The 15,824-nt window shown below is 72.1% G+C and carries 15 protein-coding genes and 1 pseudogene; 8 read left to right on the top strand and 8 right to left on the bottom strand.

Annotated elements, in window-relative coordinates; genetic code table 11:
- Window positions 1–50: 50 nt before the first annotated feature.
- Together PV682_RS14045 and PV682_RS14040 are read right to left on the bottom strand one after the other, a co-directional pair.
- Complete coding sequence (locus PV682_RS14045) at window positions 51–1,004, bottom strand: ribose-phosphate diphosphokinase (RefSeq protein ID WP_055722411.1); 954 nt, start codon at window positions 1,002–1,004, stop codon at window positions 51–53.
- 515 nt (window positions 1,005–1,519) lie between these two features.
- A complete protein-coding gene (locus PV682_RS14040; RefSeq protein ID WP_319729322.1) occupies window positions 1,520–1,912 on the bottom strand; it encodes an alpha/beta fold hydrolase in 393 nt (130 codons plus the stop codon).
- Between the two features lie 177 nt (window positions 1,913–2,089).
- On the opposite strand from PV682_RS14040, the pseudogene PV682_RS14035 reads away from it, so the two are divergent.
- Window positions 2,090–2,674: pseudogene (locus tag PV682_RS14035) on the top strand (response regulator transcription factor); the annotation flags it as partial.
- 46 nt (window positions 2,675–2,720) lie between these two features.
- Here the strand turns inward: PV682_RS14035 and PV682_RS14030 are convergent.
- Window positions 2,721–3,149 carry a nuclear transport factor 2 family protein gene (locus PV682_RS14030; RefSeq protein ID WP_319729320.1) on the bottom strand — a complete coding sequence of 143 codons (429 nt, stop codon included), beginning with the start codon at window positions 3,147–3,149 and terminating at the stop codon, window positions 2,721–2,723.
- 235 nt (window positions 3,150–3,384) lie between these two features.
- Between PV682_RS14030 and PV682_RS14025 the strand changes: the two genes are divergently transcribed.
- Both PV682_RS14025 and PV682_RS14020 read left to right on the top strand, forming a co-directional pair.
- On the top strand, window positions 3,385–4,071 hold the full coding sequence (locus tag PV682_RS14025; RefSeq protein ID WP_319729318.1) for a DUF4230 domain-containing protein: 687 nt from the start codon (window positions 3,385–3,387) through the stop codon (window positions 4,069–4,071).
- A gap of 95 nt (window positions 4,072–4,166) precedes the next feature.
- Window positions 4,167–4,838 (top strand): VanZ family protein, encoded by a 672-nt coding sequence (locus PV682_RS14020; RefSeq protein ID WP_319729315.1) that lies wholly within the window; start codon window positions 4,167–4,169, stop codon window positions 4,836–4,838.
- Here the strand turns inward: PV682_RS14020 and PV682_RS14015 are convergent.
- Entirely contained in the window at window positions 4,835–5,074 is a 240-nt protein-coding gene (locus tag PV682_RS14015) for a hypothetical protein (RefSeq protein ID WP_319729312.1), read from the bottom strand. The two genes, PV682_RS14020 and PV682_RS14015, sit on opposite strands and share 4 nt — an antisense overlap.
- 139 nt (window positions 5,075–5,213) lie before the next feature.
- Between PV682_RS14015 and PV682_RS14010 the strand changes: the two genes are divergently transcribed.
- Both PV682_RS14010 and PV682_RS14005 read left to right on the top strand, forming a co-directional pair.
- A complete protein-coding gene (locus PV682_RS14010; protein ID WP_319729308.1) occupies window positions 5,214–6,233 on the top strand; it encodes a PHP domain-containing protein in 1,020 nt (339 codons plus the stop codon).
- A gap of 34 nt (window positions 6,234–6,267) precedes the next feature.
- The gene (locus PV682_RS14005; protein WP_319729307.1) at window positions 6,268–7,263 is read left to right on the top strand and encodes an SDR family NAD(P)-dependent oxidoreductase; all 996 of its coding nucleotides are present in this window, start codon (window positions 6,268–6,270) and stop codon (window positions 7,261–7,263) included.
- Window positions 7,264–7,291: 28 nt separating this feature from the next.
- On the opposite strand, the gene PV682_RS14000 is transcribed toward PV682_RS14005, so the two are convergent.
- Together PV682_RS14000 and PV682_RS13995 are read right to left on the bottom strand one after the other, a co-directional pair.
- Entirely contained in the window at window positions 7,292–8,230 is a 939-nt protein-coding gene (locus tag PV682_RS14000; protein WP_319729305.1) for a phosphotransferase family protein, read from the bottom strand.
- 17 nt (window positions 8,231–8,247) lie between these two features.
- Window positions 8,248–11,391 carry a cytochrome P450 gene (locus tag PV682_RS13995; RefSeq protein WP_319729303.1) on the bottom strand — a complete coding sequence of 1,048 codons (3,144 nt, stop codon included), beginning with the start codon at window positions 11,389–11,391 and terminating at the stop codon, window positions 8,248–8,250.
- 156 nt (window positions 11,392–11,547) lie between these two features.
- On the opposite strand from PV682_RS13995, the gene PV682_RS13990 reads away from it, so the two are divergent.
- Window positions 11,548–12,135: an HD domain-containing protein gene (locus PV682_RS13990; protein ID WP_319729300.1), complete on the top strand. Its 588-nt coding sequence runs from the start codon at window positions 11,548–11,550 to the stop codon at window positions 12,133–12,135.
- 10 nt (window positions 12,136–12,145) lie between these two features.
- Window positions 12,146–12,784 carry a PAS domain-containing protein gene (locus PV682_RS13985; RefSeq protein ID WP_319729297.1) on the top strand — a complete coding sequence of 213 codons (639 nt, stop codon included), beginning with the start codon at window positions 12,146–12,148 and terminating at the stop codon, window positions 12,782–12,784.
- A gap of 132 nt (window positions 12,785–12,916) precedes the next feature.
- Here the strand turns inward: PV682_RS13985 and PV682_RS13980 are convergent, their stop codons facing one another.
- Window positions 12,917–13,822, bottom strand: coding sequence for a DUF3626 domain-containing protein (locus tag PV682_RS13980; RefSeq protein ID WP_319729295.1), 906 nt, complete (start codon window positions 13,820–13,822; stop codon window positions 12,917–12,919).
- Between the two features lie 84 nt (window positions 13,823–13,906).
- On the opposite strand from PV682_RS13980, the gene PV682_RS13975 reads away from it, so the two are divergent.
- Window positions 13,907–14,401: an FBP domain-containing protein gene (locus PV682_RS13975; protein ID WP_319729293.1), complete on the top strand. Its 495-nt coding sequence runs from the start codon at window positions 13,907–13,909 to the stop codon at window positions 14,399–14,401.
- A 1-nt stretch (window position 14,402) separates the two neighbouring features.
- Here PV682_RS13975 and PV682_RS13970 read toward each other — a convergent pair whose 3' ends face one another.
- Entirely contained in the window at window positions 14,403–15,746 is a 1,344-nt protein-coding gene (locus PV682_RS13970; RefSeq protein ID WP_319729291.1) for an erythromycin esterase family protein, read from the bottom strand.
- Window positions 15,747–15,824 lie beyond the last annotated feature (78 nt).

Genomic DNA, 15,824 nt, shown 5'->3' with positions numbered 1-15,824 from the left:
GCCTCCTGTCCCTGAAGGGCGCCCGGCGTCAACAGGCGCCTGCCTCCTGTCTATTCGCTCCCGGGCGCGTCGAACAGGGCGCTGACGGACTCGCCGTTGTGAATACGGCGCACGGCCTCGGCGAGCGCGGGGGCGATCGACAGGACGCGCAGCTTGTCCGTGTGCTCCTCCTCCGGGACCGGCACGGTGTTCGTGCACACGATCTCCAGCACGTCCGGCTGCTCGCTCAGCCGCTTCAGGGCGCCGGACGCGAACAGGCCGTGCGTACAGGCCACCCTGATCGACCTCGGCTTCAACTCCCGCAGTTTCTCCAGGAGTTCCAGGACCGTGCTGCCCTTCGCGATCTCGTCGTCCAGCACGATGACGTCCCGTCCCGTCACCTCGCCGATCACCGCGCTGATGCTGACCCGGTCGTCCGCGAACCGCTGCTTCGCGCCCGCCGCGACCTGCGCGCCGATCAGCCGCGCGAACGCCGCCGCCTCCTTCGCGTTGCCGAGGTCCGGGGAGACCACCGTCGTGCGGGCCAGGTCGTACTGGCGGAAGTGCGCGGCCAGTTCGCGCAGCGCGTGCAGGTGGTCGACCGGGACCGAGAAGAAGCCGTGCACCTGCGGGGAGTGCAGCGTCATCGCCAGGACCCTGCTCGCTCCGGCCGACACCATCAGGTCCGCGACCATCCGGCCGCCCATCGAGATACGGGGCGCGTCCTTCTTGTCCGAGCGGGCGTACGAGTAGTGCGGCAGCACGACGGTGATGCGCCGCGCCGACGCGCCCCGCGCCGCGTCGCACATCAACAGCAGCTCCACGAGGTGTTCTTGAACCGGTTTGACGAGCGGCTGCACCAGGAACACGTCCCGTTCCCGGCAGTTGGCCTGGAGCTGCACCTCCAGGCAGTCGTTCGCGAACCTGCTGACCTGGGTCGGGCGCAGGGGAACACCGAGGTGGGCGCAGACTTCCGCGGCGAGTTCGGGGTGGGCGCTGCCGGAGAAGACGGCTATGTCTCGCACGATCGGCTCCTAAGGGGCTCTGATGATCATGTCGGGGGCTCTCATGGTAGGGGTGTTCGAGGGGCGATTGGAGAGGGCGACTGGTGAGGGCTGTTGGTGCGGGCGGAACTCGTGGGCGGGCCGGGGACGTCGGGAAGCCCGGGTCGGGAGGGTCCGGCGGCGGCCCGCCGCGGCGGCTTCGGTCCGTCAGGAACTCCGTCACCGCCTGCCGGTACTCGTGCGGTTTCTCCATGTCCACGAGGTGGCCCGCGTCCTCGACCGTCAGGAGGGTCGCGCCGGGGAGCACCTCGTCGTACTCGCGGGCGATGCCCGGGTTCTTGTAGTCGCAGTCGCCCCGGACGACGAGCACGGGGACGGCCGTCCGGCGCAGGGCGGGGCGGGGGTCCGGGACCGTCGACTGGTCAGCCGTCGTGGGCTGGTTGGCGTAGAAGCCGGGGGGTGGGCCGCCATCAGCGACCACGCCATCAGGCGGGGGTTCGCCTCCAACTCGTCGATACGGGCCTGCGGTTCCGGCGTCAGCCGGTCCCAGATGCCCCCTCGTCGCGGTCCTTCCACGCCGGTGCCCACAGCACTCCCGGCGACGTCGGCACCATCCGCTCGACGTGCCCGGGGTGCTCGGCCAGGTACTCGGCGGCGAGGGTCGCGCCCATCAGGACGACCTTCTCCGCGCCGATCTTCTTCCGTACGGCCTCCAGGTCCGCGACCTGCCGGGCGACCGTGCATCCCGTCGGGGCCGTCGCCCGGGGTTCCTGGGCCGCCGTGCAGGCCCTGAGCTGAGCCGGGATGCCGGTCTCGGCCGGGGTGCGCGTGCGGCGGGGCGCGGTGTCGGTGGAGGCAGGGGTGGTGGAGGGGGGTCGGGGTGGGCGGATGATGGCTGTGGTTCCGGTGCCGACGGAGTCCCAGCGCACCGCCCCTGCACCGCCCGCGCGGGGACACCCCGTAGAACTCGACGCCGATCGCGAGGACAGGCCCCGCCTCGACGCCGGTCGCGAAGGCAGGCCCCTCCTCGACGAGCCCTCTCCCCGGCTCCCTCCGCCCTCACCCCCGCGGGATACCCCCAACTCCCCTTCCGAGCAAGGCATCCAGTGATCCGTGTACTTCTGGCCGACGATGAAGACCTCATGCGTGCCGGCCTGCGGATGATGGTGGAGACGCAGGCGGATCTCGTGGTCGTGGGTGAGGCGCGGGACGGCGAGGAGGCGGTCCGGCCGGCCGGGACGGCGAAGCCGGACGTCGTGCTGATGGATGTACGGATGCCGGTGTTGGACGGGGTCGCCGCGACGCGGGCGATCGGGGCCGAAGACGACAGTGCGCCCAAGGTGTTGATCCTGACGACCTTCGAGTTGGACGAGTACGTGTTCGCGGCCGGCGAGGCACTGCTGGGCCCGTCAGTCACCCGGCGTCTGCTCGCGGAGTTCGCGAGGGCCACGCCGTTGGAGCCGTCGCCGGAGACGGCGAGGAGGCTGGCGAGACTGACGGAGCGGGCGCACGGCGTACTGCTCCTGCTGGGCCGGGGACTGTCGAACGCGGAGATCGCGGCCAGGCTGCACATCGGGGAGGAGACGGTGAAGACGCATGTGGGCCGGGTCCTGGAGAAGCCGGGGCTGAGGGACCGGGTGCACGCGGTGGTGTTCGCGTTCGACCACGGCTTGGTGAGGCCGGGCGGCCAGGACACACGCCCCCGACCTCGGCGGGCCTCCCGTATCGTCCCGGCGCTCATCCCGCCCCGTCGAACGCCTGGGCCACGGCGAGACTGTCCTCGTACACGTGATGCCGAGTCACCACCCCGTCCGCCAGCGTCAGATGAAGGGCGAACCGAGCCCGGTACGCCCGCCCGGTCGCCCGCGCGGTCTGCCGGATCTCCCCGAGGACGACCGCGTCGGCGCCGTCGACGAGGACACGCTCGACGCGGGTGTCGACCTCCTCGGCGACATGATGTGCGGCCACCTCCCGGTAGTGCGCGGCGACTTCGGCGCGGGTGGAGCGGCGCCGGATCCAGGGCGTGGCCGTCCGCCCGTGCTCCCCGGCGGGCCAGTCGAGCTTCCAGTCGACGTGCTCGGCGTAGCGGGAGGCGATGCGGTCGGGATCGCCCTCGCCGATGACCTGGAGGAGCCGGAGGACCGAGGTACGGGTGTCGGGGTTCATGGCGGGGCCTCTCTGCGCGAACTCGGGACACAGGGACGTGGGTGGCGTGAACTCGCCCTGCCCGACGGATTGTTGCCGCCCCGCAGTTCCCTCCGCGATTACCTCCCAGGTAGCCGCCTCTCCTGTCACAGCTTGTCGACAAGGCGGTGCGGAGAGGCGTTCGGCGGGAATCCGTATGGCGGGAACACCAGTACGGGGACCCCGCGACAGCGGGGACCGCAGGAAGGAGACCGCCATGACGACGACTCCCCCCGACACCGTCACGACTCCCCCGAAGCGGCTGCCGCAGCGCATGCCGGCATGGGCGAAGGTGCTCACCTCGGTCGTAGTGGTGCTGGCCGTCATGTTCGCGGGCATCCGGCTGAGCCTCCTGCCGGGACTGCGCGATTTCTTCGGCACGGAGACACAGGACCGCACGGGCCCGGCGCTCCTCCAGTCGATCCAGGACATGAGCCGCTACGAGGGCGCGTCGGGCAACTTCCAGGTCGTCGTGGACCTGGAGAAGGACGCGAAGTTCCTGCCGGACTCGATCCGCGGTTCCCGGACCCTGTACGTGGGGGCGGGCACGGTGGACGCGTACGTGGACCTCGGAAAGGTGGGCGACAAGGACGTGACGGTCGACGAGGACCGTACGACGGCGACGCTCCGCCTGCCGCACGCGCGGCTCGCGACACCGGCGCTCGACCCGGACCGTTCGTACGCCGTGTCCAAGCAGCGCGGCCTGCTGGACCGGCTCGGCGACTTCTTCTCGGGCAACCCGAACAGCGAGCAGGCGGTGCAGAAGCTCGCCGTGCGGCACATCGGCGAGGCCGCGCGGCAGAGCGAGCTGACGGCGCGGGCGGAGACCAACACGACGGGCATGCTCAAGGGCCTGCTGCGGTCCCTCGGCTTCAAGGAGGTCACCGTCTCCTACGTCGCCTGACCGGGTGGCGCCCGGGGTGCGAGGACCGGCATCCCCGGGCGTTTCCTGGGTAACAGCCTTAGGACGCTGGGAAGTTGAAGCCTGGAGGACCGCAGATGGCCCGTGCAGCCTCACGTCCGCGTACCGCGAAGGCCAAGTCCGCGCCCACCCCCGCGAAACCGCAGCCCGCCCCAGGAGGAGTGAAGGCGTTCACGAAGCGGCTGACGGCCGTACGGATCCGGACCTCGAAGAAACCGGCGAAAACAGCGAAACCAGCGGCCCCCGCAACTGCCAAGAGCAAGAAACGCACCCCCAAGGACTCCCCCGCCGGCCCTCGTCCCCTCCCCCTCTACCTCCGCGTTCCCGCGATGGCCGTCGGCTTCGCCGTGCTCGTCGGGTTCGGCGCGATCCTCGCCCGCCTCACCCTCGAACCGTCCCCCGCCTCGGTGCCCCTGATCCACACGAACCTCCGCCCCGGCCACTCCCTCAAGGCGTACCTGGACCAGCCCGCGCTGCGGGACGCGGTGCGGCAGATCGGCGGGAACATCCTGCTGGGGGTCCCGTTCGGCATCCTCGTCCCCGTGGTCGCCCCGAAGGCGCGCGGCATCCTCAAGGTGCTGCTCCTGACGTCCCTCGTGATGCTCGCGGTCGAGTTCGCCCAGGGCGCCCTGGTCACCGGCCGCGCCTTCGACATCGACGACGTCATCCTCAACACGACGGGCGCCCTCATCGGCTACCTGCTCCTGGGCCGCCGCCTGGGGCGCGGGGTGCACGCGCGGCGCGGCTAGAGCCGTGGCCGCCAGGTGTAGCGGTCGCCGCCGACCCAGCGGATCGCGTCGGGGTCGTCGAGGTCGTGGATGGTGATGCCGTAGAGGGCCGCGGTGGCGAGGACCTCGGTGACGGCGTGGGCGGAGCCGACGACCCGGCCGTCGATCTCCATGATGCGGAATGGGGGTGTGCCCGGCTGGACCCCGAGCACCATGACCCGCGGGTGGGAGATGTAGGGGCTCGCTATCTCGGTCATGTAATCGAGGGTAAGACGACTCAGGCCGACCGCTACCCGGCGAGACGGACGGCCCCGCGCCCTACAAGCCGCCCCCCGGCCCCGGCCCCGGCCCCGGCCCCGGCGAGCGGACCCCCCGTTCCTGGGCAACCCTGGTGACATGCTCCCCGTAGAGGCCCTGGAGCGGATCGCGTTCCTGCTGGAGCGGTCCCTCGCCCCGCCGTACCGCGTGAAGGCGTTCCGTACGGCGGCCCGTGTGCTGTCGGCGCTGCCGGAGGCGGAGGTCGCGGACCGGGCGGCGGCGGGGACGCTGGAGTCGCTCAAGGGGGTCGGCCCGAAGACGGCGCAGGTGGTGCGGGAGGCCCTGGCCGGCCGTACCCCGGCGTATCTGGAGCGCGTGGCGGCCGAGCAGCCCCCGCCCCCGGAGGGCGGCGCGCGCCTGCGGGCCCTGCTGAAGGGGGACTGCCATCTGCACTCGGACTGGTCGGACGGCGGCAGCCCGATCGAGGAGATGGCCCGTACGGCGGCGGCGCTGGGCCACGAGTGGGCGGTGCTGACGGACCACTCGCCGCGCCTGACGGTGGCCCGGGGTCTCACGGCGGACCGCCTGCGCGAGCAGCTCGACCTGGTCGCGGAGCTGAACGCGACGTGGGCCCCGTTCCGCCTGCTCACCGGCATCGAGTGCGACATCCTCGACGACGGCTCCCTCGACCAGGACCCGGAGCTGCTGGCCCGCCTGGACGTGGTCGTCGTGTCGGTGCACTCCAAGCTGCGGATGGACGCCCGCTCGATGACCCGCCGCATGGTGGCCGCCGTACGCGACCCGCACGCGGACATCCTGGGCCACTGCACGGGCCGCCTGATCGCGGGAGAACAGGGGAAACAGCGCCCGGAGTCGGAGTTCGACGCGGCGGCGGTGTTCGCGGCGTGCGCGGAATCGGGGACGGCGGTGGAGATCAACAGCCGCCCGGAACGCCTGGACCCTCCCCGGCGGCTGCTGCGGCAGGCCGTGGACGCGGGGGTGCTGTTCTCGGTCGACACGGACGCGCACGCGCCGGGGCAGCTGGACTGGCAGGTGCTGGGGTGCGCGCGGGCGGAGGAGTGCGGGGTCCCGGCGGAGCGGGTGGTGACGACGTGGTCGTACGAACGGCTGATGGAGTGGGTGGGTGGCCGCGTTTGACTTCGAGAGCACTTCAATTCGTACGGTCGTCGGCATGAGCAACCTGAGCAACAGCGACACTCCTCAAGTCAAGATCGGTTCGGGTTTCGGTGCGCGCAGCACCGCTGACGACGTTCTCGCGGACCGTGACCTCACGGGCACGCTGGCCCTGGTGACCGGGGGCTACTCGGGCCTCGGGCTGGAGACGACGCGCGCGCTGGCGAGGGCGGGCGCGCGGGTGGTCGTACCGGCGCGGCGGGCGGATGTGGCCCGCGAGGCGGTTCGGGGGATCGCCGGGGTAGAGGTCGACGAGCTGGATCTCGGTGATCTGGAGAGCGTGCGGGCGTTCGCGGACCGCTTCCTCGCCTCCGGGCGCACCCTCGACCATGTGATCAACAGCGCCGGGATCATGGCCTGCCCCGAGACGCGCGTGGGTCCCGGCTGGGAGACCCAGTTCGCCACCAACCACCTCGGTCACTTCGCGCTGGTCAACCGGCTGTGGCCGGCGATCGAGCCGGGCGGCGCCCGCGTCGTGTCCGTCTCCTCGCGCGGCCACCACTTCTCCGGCGTCCGCTGGGACGACGTCGACTGGCGGCAGGGCTACGACAAGTGGCAGGCGTACGGCCAGGCGAAGACGGCGAACGCCCTGTTCGCCCTCCACCTCGACAAGCTGGGCCGCGCGTCGGGCGTGCGGGCGTTCTCCCTGCACCCGGGCGGCATCCTCACGCCCCTCCAGCGCCATCTGGCGAAGGAGGAGATGATCGAGCGCGGCTGGATCGACGAGAACGGCGAGCTGCTGATGCCGGAGGCGTTCAAGACGCCCGAGCAGGGCGCGGCGACGCAGGTGTGGGCGGCGACGTCGACGCGGCTCGACGGCCTGGGCGGGGTGTATCTGGAGGACTGCGAGGTGTCCGAGGAGGTGTCCGCCGAGGACATCGCGTCCGGGTCGGTGACCGCCGGTGTCGCGCCGTGGGCGCGGGACGCGGAGCAGGCGGAGCGGCTGTGGGCGCTGTCGGCGGAGCGGACGGGCGTGAACGCGTTCGCGGGCTGACCTGGGGAGGCGCTGACTCCGCTCGGGTCTAGGGGGTCAGCGCCTCGATCTCCCGTAGCGCGCCCAGCAGTTGGGGCGCCACGGTCTCCCGCGCCCACTGCCGGTGCCCCTCGCCGGCCTTCCTCGGGACCTGTTCCGTCAGCATGATCAGGTAGAGATAGGTGCGGTAGAGGGCGTACCGCTGCTGGGCGGAGTCGTCGAACTCCGCCTCTCCTCCGGCTTTTTGATATGCCGTCAGGAAATTCTCGTCCTCCCGGATGTCCGCGAGCAGGGCGAGGGAGACGAAGTCGGCCAGCGGATCACCCCAGAACATGCGTTCCCCGTCGATGAGTCCGGTGACGCGGGGGACGGCGGGGTCGATGAGGATGTTGCCGGGCCACAGGTCGAAGTGGATGAGGCAGGGGGTCGTGACGTCGTCCAGCGCGCCGTACGCCGTGCGGACGATCTCCCTGATCTCGCCTGTCGCGAGCGGGAGTTCGGCCGCGTAGTCGTCGGCGTCGGCGAGGACCGCGTCGAGCATGCCGGTGAACGCGGTACGCCAGTCGGGGGCGAGCGGGCCGAGGGCGCCGGAGGGATAGCCGTACGCCGGTCCGGTGATCCGGTGGAGGCGGGCGACGAGTCCGGCCAACTCGGCGCGCAGGGCGGCGTGTTGGGCGGGCTCGGACCACTGTTCGCCGGGTACGGCGGTCATCAGGAGGTAGCCGTCGCCCTGGGCCACGACCTTCGGGGCGGGTACGCCGGCCCGGGCCGCGCCCTCGTAGAACCGGGCCTCCGCCACGAGGAGTCGCTTCTCGTGGCGGAGGCCCTGGTCGGGTGGGGCGACCTTGAGGACGTACCGGGTGCCGTCGTCGAGGCGGAGTTCCTCGACGGCGTTGTAGGTGCCGCCGCTCAAGGGGGTGACGGCGACGAGGTGTCGGGCCGCGTCCTTCAGGACGCGCCGGGCCCGTTCCCAGGAGTCCGTCGTCATCTCCCGTGTCCTTCCGGTCAGTTCGCGGCGTACACGTCCTCGACGTAACGCCCGTTCGCCATCAGCTCGTTCAGCCAGGTCTCGGCCGCGGCGCCGTCGGCGTCGGGCGTGTGGTCCCGGTACAGCGTACGGAACGCGTCGCGCACCGCGGGTGCCATGCGCGAGCCGTCGCCGCAGACGTGGACGCGGGCGCCTTCGGTGAGCAGGTTCCAGACCTCATCGCCTTCGGCGGCGATCCGGTGCTGGACGTACCGGCCGTCGGGTCCGGCGCTGAAGGCGGGCCGGATCGAGACGGCTCCGGCGGTGTCGGCGGCGGTCAGTTCCTCGGCGTGCAGGTAGTCGGCGTCGGGGGCGGCGCAGCCGAAGTAACAGAGGGCGGGCGGGAGTTGTCCGGTCGCGTTGACACGGTCGGCGATCGCGCCCCGGAAGGGGGCGAGGCCTGTACCGGCGGCGATCATGATCACGGGCGTGGTGTGGTCGATGCGGAAGGCTTCGCGGCAGGGCTGGATGCGGGCGTACACGGTGTCGCCGGGGGCGAGGCCGGCGAGGTGGCCCGAACCGGTGCCCCGGTAGCGGCCGTTGCCCGAGCGGGCGGGGGCGTCGAGGAGGGAGACCATCAGGTCGACGTGGCCGGGGTCGTTGGCGGGTGAGGAGGAGATGGAGTAGTGGCGCAGGCGCAACGGGGTGAGCAGATCGAGGAGTTGGGCCCAGTCGAGGGCTCCGCGCAGCGCCGGGCCGGCCTCGATCAGCTCGGTCAGGGTGCGCGGGTCGTCGTCGGTGAGGGCGACGAGGGCGGCGCGTTCGGGCGGGCAGGGGTTGGCCGCGGCGAGCGCGGCGCGCTGGGCGGCGGTCGGGCGGTCCTGCAACTCGACGTAGTGGGCGAGAAGTTGACGTGCCGTCACCGGGCGGTCGACGGTGAGTCCGGCGCGGCGGGTGGGGCGGACGTCGAGGAGGGTGTCCGGGTCGAGGCCGAGCGCGGTGAGCGTACGGTCCACCAGGGCAGGGGAGTTGGCGGGGAGGACGGTGAGGTGGTCGGCCGTGCGGTACGTGGTGCCCTCGGGGAGGGCGACGCGCAGGAAGCACTTGCGGCGCGGGTGGTCGGGGTCGGTGAGGTCGTGCGCCTCGGTGACCGTCATCGGGACCAGGCCGTGGCGTTCGGCGAGGGCGTCGAGGGGGGTGCCGGTCAGGACGCGGACGGTGTAGGCGTTCTCCGGGGCCTCCATGTCCGCCGGGGTCGCCTCGGGGTCGCCGTACCGCTCCAGGAGCGCGGTGCGCAGGGTGCGGGTGAACTCCCGTACGGCGCCGGTGAGATCGCCGGAGGCGTCGGCCGCCGTGCGGTCGGTGAGGCGGGTCGCGCCGAGTTCGGCGAGGCGCTCGTCGATCCGGGTCGGGACGTGCTGGTAGGTGGCGGCCCAGTTGCGGTCGCCGACGCCGAGGACGGCGTAGGTGACGCCGGTGAGGTCGTGGTCCTCCTCCAGCCAGGCGGCGAAGGCGGTGGCGTCGTCGGTGGGGCGGCCGTTGTAGGAGGCGGCGGCGATGACGACGGGGCGGTCGGTGGGCAGGCCGCCGGCGTACGCGTCGAGGGGCGCCGTCTGTGTCGTGCACCCGATGTCGCCCGCCTCGTCGGCGAGTTGGGCGGCGAAGTCGCGGCAGGTGCCGTAGTTGCTGCCGTGCAGGAAGAGCGCGGAGGTGCCGGGGAGGACGCGGGCCGGGAGGGTCGCGGTGTCGGTGCTCGCCGGTTCGGTGGGCGCAACTCCCGGGAGGGGGGCGTGGGTTCGGTCGGCGGGCGTGCGCGGGGTGAGGGTGAGGGTGAAGCCGTCGGGCTTGAGGGTGAGGGTCTCCTTGACGGTGAGCCGGTAGCCGGCGTGGTCGTGGAGGCGGTAGCGGTGGACGAGCATCGCCAGGAGCATCGTCGCCTCGTGGAGCGCGAACTGCCGTCCGATGCAGGCGCGTTCGCCGGTCCCGAACGGTTTGAAGGCGTGCGGCGAGCGGGCCGCCTCCGCCTCGGGGGTGAAGCGTTCCGGGTCGAACAGGTCGGGGTTGTCGCCCCATGCGGGCTGCCGGTGCAGCATCGGCGTGAGGACGGTCACGGCCTGTCCGGCGCGCAGCGGGACGCGTCCGCCGAGGAGCGTGTCCTCCAGGGCGTGCCGGCCGAACACAGCGGCCGTGGGCCACAACCGCAGGGCCTCGTTGAGGACTTGGCGCGTGTAGGTGAGCCGGCCGACCTCGTCGTACGTCGGCTCGGGGTCCGTCTGGTCTCCCCACAGCGCGTCGGTCTCGCGGCGGACGAGGTTCAGGACCTCGGGGTGCTTGGCGAGGTAGTAGAGGGCGAACGACAGGGCCCCTGAGGTGGTTTCGTGTCCGGCGATGAGGAACGTGATGACCTGGTTGCGGATGTTGGCGTGGTCGAGGGTCGTGCCGTCCGCCGGGTGGGTGGCGCTCAGCATGAGGCCGAGGAGGTCGGTGGCGGCCGACTGGTCGGTGCCGGTGCGGGCGGCGATGACGTCGTCCACGACCTGCGCGAGGTAGGCCGCGTCGTCGCGGAACGCCTGGTCGGCCGCCGAGTGGTCCGTGCCGGGGACGCGGGCGAGGCGGGTCATGCTCCACTCCAGGCAGCGGACCATCGACTCGACGAAGGGGTGCGGCTGCGCGCGCTCGAAGGAGCCGAAGTCGTAGGCGAATCCGGCGAGTCCGATGGTGTCGAGGGTCATCCGGGTCATGTCGTCCGGCACGTTCACCGGCTGTCCGGCGCCGGCCGCGCGGTCCCACGCGTCGATCAGGCGGCGGGCCACCTTCAGCATCACCGGGTGGTAGGTGCGCATCGAGCCGAGCGCGAACGCGGGCATCAGAATGTCGTGCGCCTTCGCCCAGTTGGGCTCGTCGTTGTACGCGGTGAACAGGCCGTCGGCGGCGAACTCCCGTACGTTCTCCAGGGCGGGGCCGACATGTTTGGCGAACCTGGTCTCGTCCGCGAGGTCGCTCACCAGGTCCAGGTCCGCGACGAACAGCGTGTCCCGGCCGTGCAACCGCCGTACCAGGAGCGGCCCTTGCTCCCGCATCAGGCCCATCACCTGCTGGACCGGCGTGTGGCCGGGTCCGGTGGCGCTGATGTCGGCGACGGGGACGGACGTGGGCTGCGGATGCGGCGCGGTGGGGGACATGGCGCTCGGCTGCCTCTCTCTGGACGGCGGGTATGTCGTCCAGCGTTGTCCACGGGCGGGGGCGGGCCGGGCGGGAGGACTACACGATCGTGCAGTCAAGAATTCGCAATAGCCCTTGTGCTAAGCGTGTTCGGGGCTCACGGCTAGGCTGATCGGATGTCTGTCTCCGTGATCGCGCTCGACGAGACCACCGATCCGCCGCTGCGTCCGCTGCCCGCGCGGGCCGTCGAGCTGCTGACGGCCGTGTCGGCGCCGCCGCGGCTGGTCGCCCATCTGCGGCTGGTGCACGACGTCGCGGCCCAACTCCTCGACGCCGTCGCCGGGTTCGGGCTCGCCGTGGACCGGGAGGCGGTGCTGTTCGGGGCCGCGACGCACGACATCGGCAAGGCCCTGCACCCCGCCGAGCTGTCCGGGCCCGGGGCCCGACACGAGGAGGCTGGGCGGGAGTTGCTGCTGGCGCGTCGAGTGCCCGCCCCGCTCGCCCGGTTCGCGGGCACGCACGCGTCCTGGCAGTCCCCCGAGGCCGACGCCGAGGACCTCCTCGTGAGCCTCGCCGACAAGATCTGGAAGAACAAGCGCGTCACCGACCTGGAGGACCTCGTCGTCGCCGAACTCTCCCGCGCGTCCGGGCGCCCGGTCTGGGAGGTCTTCCTCACCCTGGACGAGAGTCTGACCCGCATCGGCGAGGCCGCCGACACCCGGCTCGCGTGGCAGGCCGTCCACCCCGTCCACGCCGGCCGATAGGGGCGGTCACATGCGAGAACCCGGCGCCGACGAGGCCGTCGTCTGGCGCAACCGCGCGCTCACCCTGTTCGACCGGGTGTCCGTCCCGGTCGCCGTGTGCGACGTGTACGGCGCCGTGCTGCTCGCGAATCCGGCGATGGCCGCCGAGTGCGGGTCCCCGCCTGGGCGGCTGAAGGGGCTGGACGTACTCGACCTGTTCCGGCCCGTCGAGGCGGAACAGGTCGAACGCATCGCCCAGGCGCTGCGGCTGCGGCACCGCTCCCGCTACCAGGTCTCCGTCCGGTGGGACACGCCCGGCGGCCGGGTCCGGCACGGCGAACTCACCGCCGACCCCGTCAGCGACGGCGTCGGCATGACCCCGGCGCTGCTGGTCATGCTGCGGGTCCTCACCGAGGAGACGCCCGCGCGCCCGGCCCCCTCCGACGCCGTGACCCCCGTCGAGGCCCGCATCCTCGCGCTGCTCGCCGGAGGCGCGACCACCGCACGCGCGGCGCGGGAGACAGGGCTGACACCGGACGGGGTGAGCTACCACCTGCGGCGGCTGTCGGCGCGGTGGGGGGCGGCGAACCGTACGGAGCTGGTGGCTCGGGCGTATGCGGAGGGGGTACTGACGGTGGGGGTGTGGCCGCCGGAGGGGAGGGGGGTCTAGGAAGGGGCGGGGGCTTAGGAGGGGCTGGGCTGTAGGAGGGGGCTGGGCTGGGTCTCGGGCGTGCGGAATCGGGGCGCCGGGGTCGAGGCACCGAGGTCGAGCGAGCAGGGCCCGGGCAGGAGGTGCGCCGTCTCAGGCGCCGGGAGTCGCCGCGCGCGCCGGTTCCGCTTCGTCCGTCGGCGTTTGCGCTCGTGCCGTTCCCGCCCCCTCCGGTGCCCCGAAGCGGGCCAGGGTGTGCCAGATCATCTTGAGGTCCTGGAGTTCGTACCGGCCGGTGCGGGCGGCGTCGCCGATCACCCGTGGGGTGATGTGGCCGTCGGCCGCGATCTCCTCGCCCAGGGCGGTGTACTCGGCGCCCCGGTAGTCCGCGTGGGCGTGGAGTTCCGCGACGGTGAGGCGGTAGCCGGGGTGCCATTCGACGGGGCACGGGAGGAGACGGGCGTCGTCCTCCACCTGCGTACCCCGGTAGCAGGCGTCCAGGACGACCGCCTCGACGTCCCGCGCGAGGTCGACTCCGCCGTGCACCTGGGTCTCGATGTAGTCGTTGAGCGCGTCCTGTTCGTCGGCTTCGGCGAGGGCGATCAATGAGGAGGACGCGGCGACGCCGAAATCGGTTGGCTCGGCGGCGCTGTCGGGATAGCAGAACGTCGCGCGGGCGAGCGTGTCGGCGGTGAGGCGGAAGTGGGAGGAGCCGAAGCGCGGGGCCGCGCCGACGACCTGGCGGCGGAAGTCGAGCGCGCCGTAGACGGGCCGTTCGTGCGGGGTGGCGTCGTCGTAGGCGCCGCCGAAGATCCGGCTCTCCCAGCGCCAGCGGTCGCCCCCGGGGTGCGCGGTGAGGCCGCCGTTGCTGGAGCCGGTGACGAACTGGGAGTGGTACGCGCCGTCCCGGGAGAGGGCCCGCAGAATCGGTTCCCCGCGTGTCGTGCGGTCGGGGTGGAAATTCAGGGTGATCCGCAGGTTTGGCGGAATGGCGGGCCCGTACGCGCGGGTGGAGACATGGGCGATGGCGGCACGCACGCGCGGGGACGCGAAATCCACTGGAACCTCCTGACGACAGCTGCTTACTCTAGCCCCGAACCTAGGACCACTAGGTTCGAGATTCGAACTCCCTGGAGGCTAACCGTGCGCGCGCTCACCGAGAACGAGATCCGCAGCTCCTTCGTGAACTGTTCAAAAGGTGAGGCCAAGCGGCTCGCGATCCCGCGCGACCTGGACGTACGCCCCTGGGACGACCTCGACTTCCTCGGCTGGCGCGACCCCGGGGCGCCCGACCGCAGCTACCTGGTCGCCGAACACGGGGGCCGCCTCGTCGGCGTGACCCTGCGCTTCCCGTCGTCCCAGCGCGGCTTCCTGCACCGCAGCATGTGCTCCCTGTGCCTCACGACCCACCGGGGCGGCGGCGTCTCCCTGATGACCGCGCGCAAGGCCGGCGCGGCGGGCCGCGAGGGCAACTCCGTCGGCGTCTACATGTGCACGGACCTCGCCTGTTCGCTGTACGTCCGGGGCCGCAAGGTCCCCGACTCGGGCAGCCGCTTCGAGGAGAGCCTGACGGTGGAGGAGCAGGTCGCCCGTACGACGGGGCTGCTGGCGGGGTTCCTCGACAAGCTCGCCGTCTGACTCACTGCGCGCGCAGGCGGGCCGCCGTCACGCGGTGGAGGTGGATCAGCACGTCGTGCGCGCGGGCGAGGGCGACGTCCGAGGGGCCCTCGCCCGGGTAGGCCGTGCCGATCCTGCGCGTGGGGCGTGCCGTGCGGAGCCACTCCCGCGCGGGCGCGCGTACGGTGCGCAGGTCCAGGACGTAGTTCCGGTACCGGACGCGGTCGAGGGTGGCCTCGTTGCTGCCGGGCTCCGGCGGGCCGACCGTCCACCGCCTGACGGCCGTCTCGGCGGCGTCCGTGGCCATGAACGAGCCGTGTCCGAACGTCACGCCGACGCTGACGTAGCCGTCCCCGAGGCGGTCCCTCAGGAACGCGCCCTGCATCTTCGGGTAGCTGTCCGGGTCCACCGGTACGTACCCGATGTGATCGTCGTGCGCCGACAGGAGGACCTTGGTTCCGGTGTGCGCGGCCCACCAGGCGACGTTCGCGGCCATCGCCTCGTCGCGGTAGCGCATCCCGGCCGCGATCTGCGGTCGGCCCCGCTCGAACTCGAACGCGTACTGGCCCGCCGTGCGGTCGATGGCCGTGGCGTTCTGGACGGCCATCGCGTATCCGGCGCCGGACGGTTTCTCCTTGATCAGCTTCAGCGCCTGGGCGGTCCGTTCCGCGCGCTCCTCGCGGACCTCGTACGGGGTGGCGAGGTACTCCTCGATGTATGCGCCCGTCTGCCGGGTCGGGCGCAGGCCCGCGTACAGCTCGGCGAGCCTCGCGCTCAGCTCCGGGCGGTGTTCGGCGACGTACCGCTCGACCTCGTCGTACACCTCGGGGCCCGTCCAGGCGATGTCGTCGCCGAGGAAGCGTACGGGGTCGTGGGGGTGGTGGATGTTGTACGTCCGCATCCACTTGACCAGGGCCAGGTAGTCGGTGTTGTTCCACCAGCGGTAGTCGCGCTGGAACTCCTCCTTGAAGATCTGCTCCGGGGTGCCCTTGCCGTGAACGACGTACGCGTCCAGGCGGCGGCCGGTGCTCCAGGGGGTTTCCAGGGCGAAGGTGCGGAAGCCCTGTTCCTCGACGAGGTGGCGGAAGACTCGGGCTTTGAGGGCGAAGAAGTCGTGCGAGCCGTGGGTGGCTTCGCCCAGGCCGACGACCTCGGCATCGCCGATGGCCTGGTCGAGGGGGCGGAGGTCTCGGGTGTCGCCGCCGGGTTCGGGGGTGCGGAGGGGGTGGGCGGAGTGGTTCAGGGCGGTGAGGACCGGAGCGGGGGTAGGGGCGGGCGTCGCGGTGGCGGGGGTTGCGGTGAGGGCGAGGGTGAGGGTGAGGAGGGTGGCGGCGGTTGCGGGGGTTGTTAAGTGCGTGCGGATCATGATCACAGCGTGGCTCGGTACGGGGGCGGGGGGACATCCCGCTGGCCACCGTTGTGGGGTGGGGGTAGCTGGAATGCG

The sequence above is a fragment of the Streptomyces niveiscabiei genome (assembly GCF_033794345.1).
GTDB lineage: Bacteria > Actinomycetota > Actinomycetes > Streptomycetales > Streptomycetaceae > Streptomyces > Streptomyces niveiscabiei.
The sequence above is the reverse complement of the archived record's forward strand: the minus strand, read 5'-3'. Positions and strand labels throughout refer to the sequence as shown.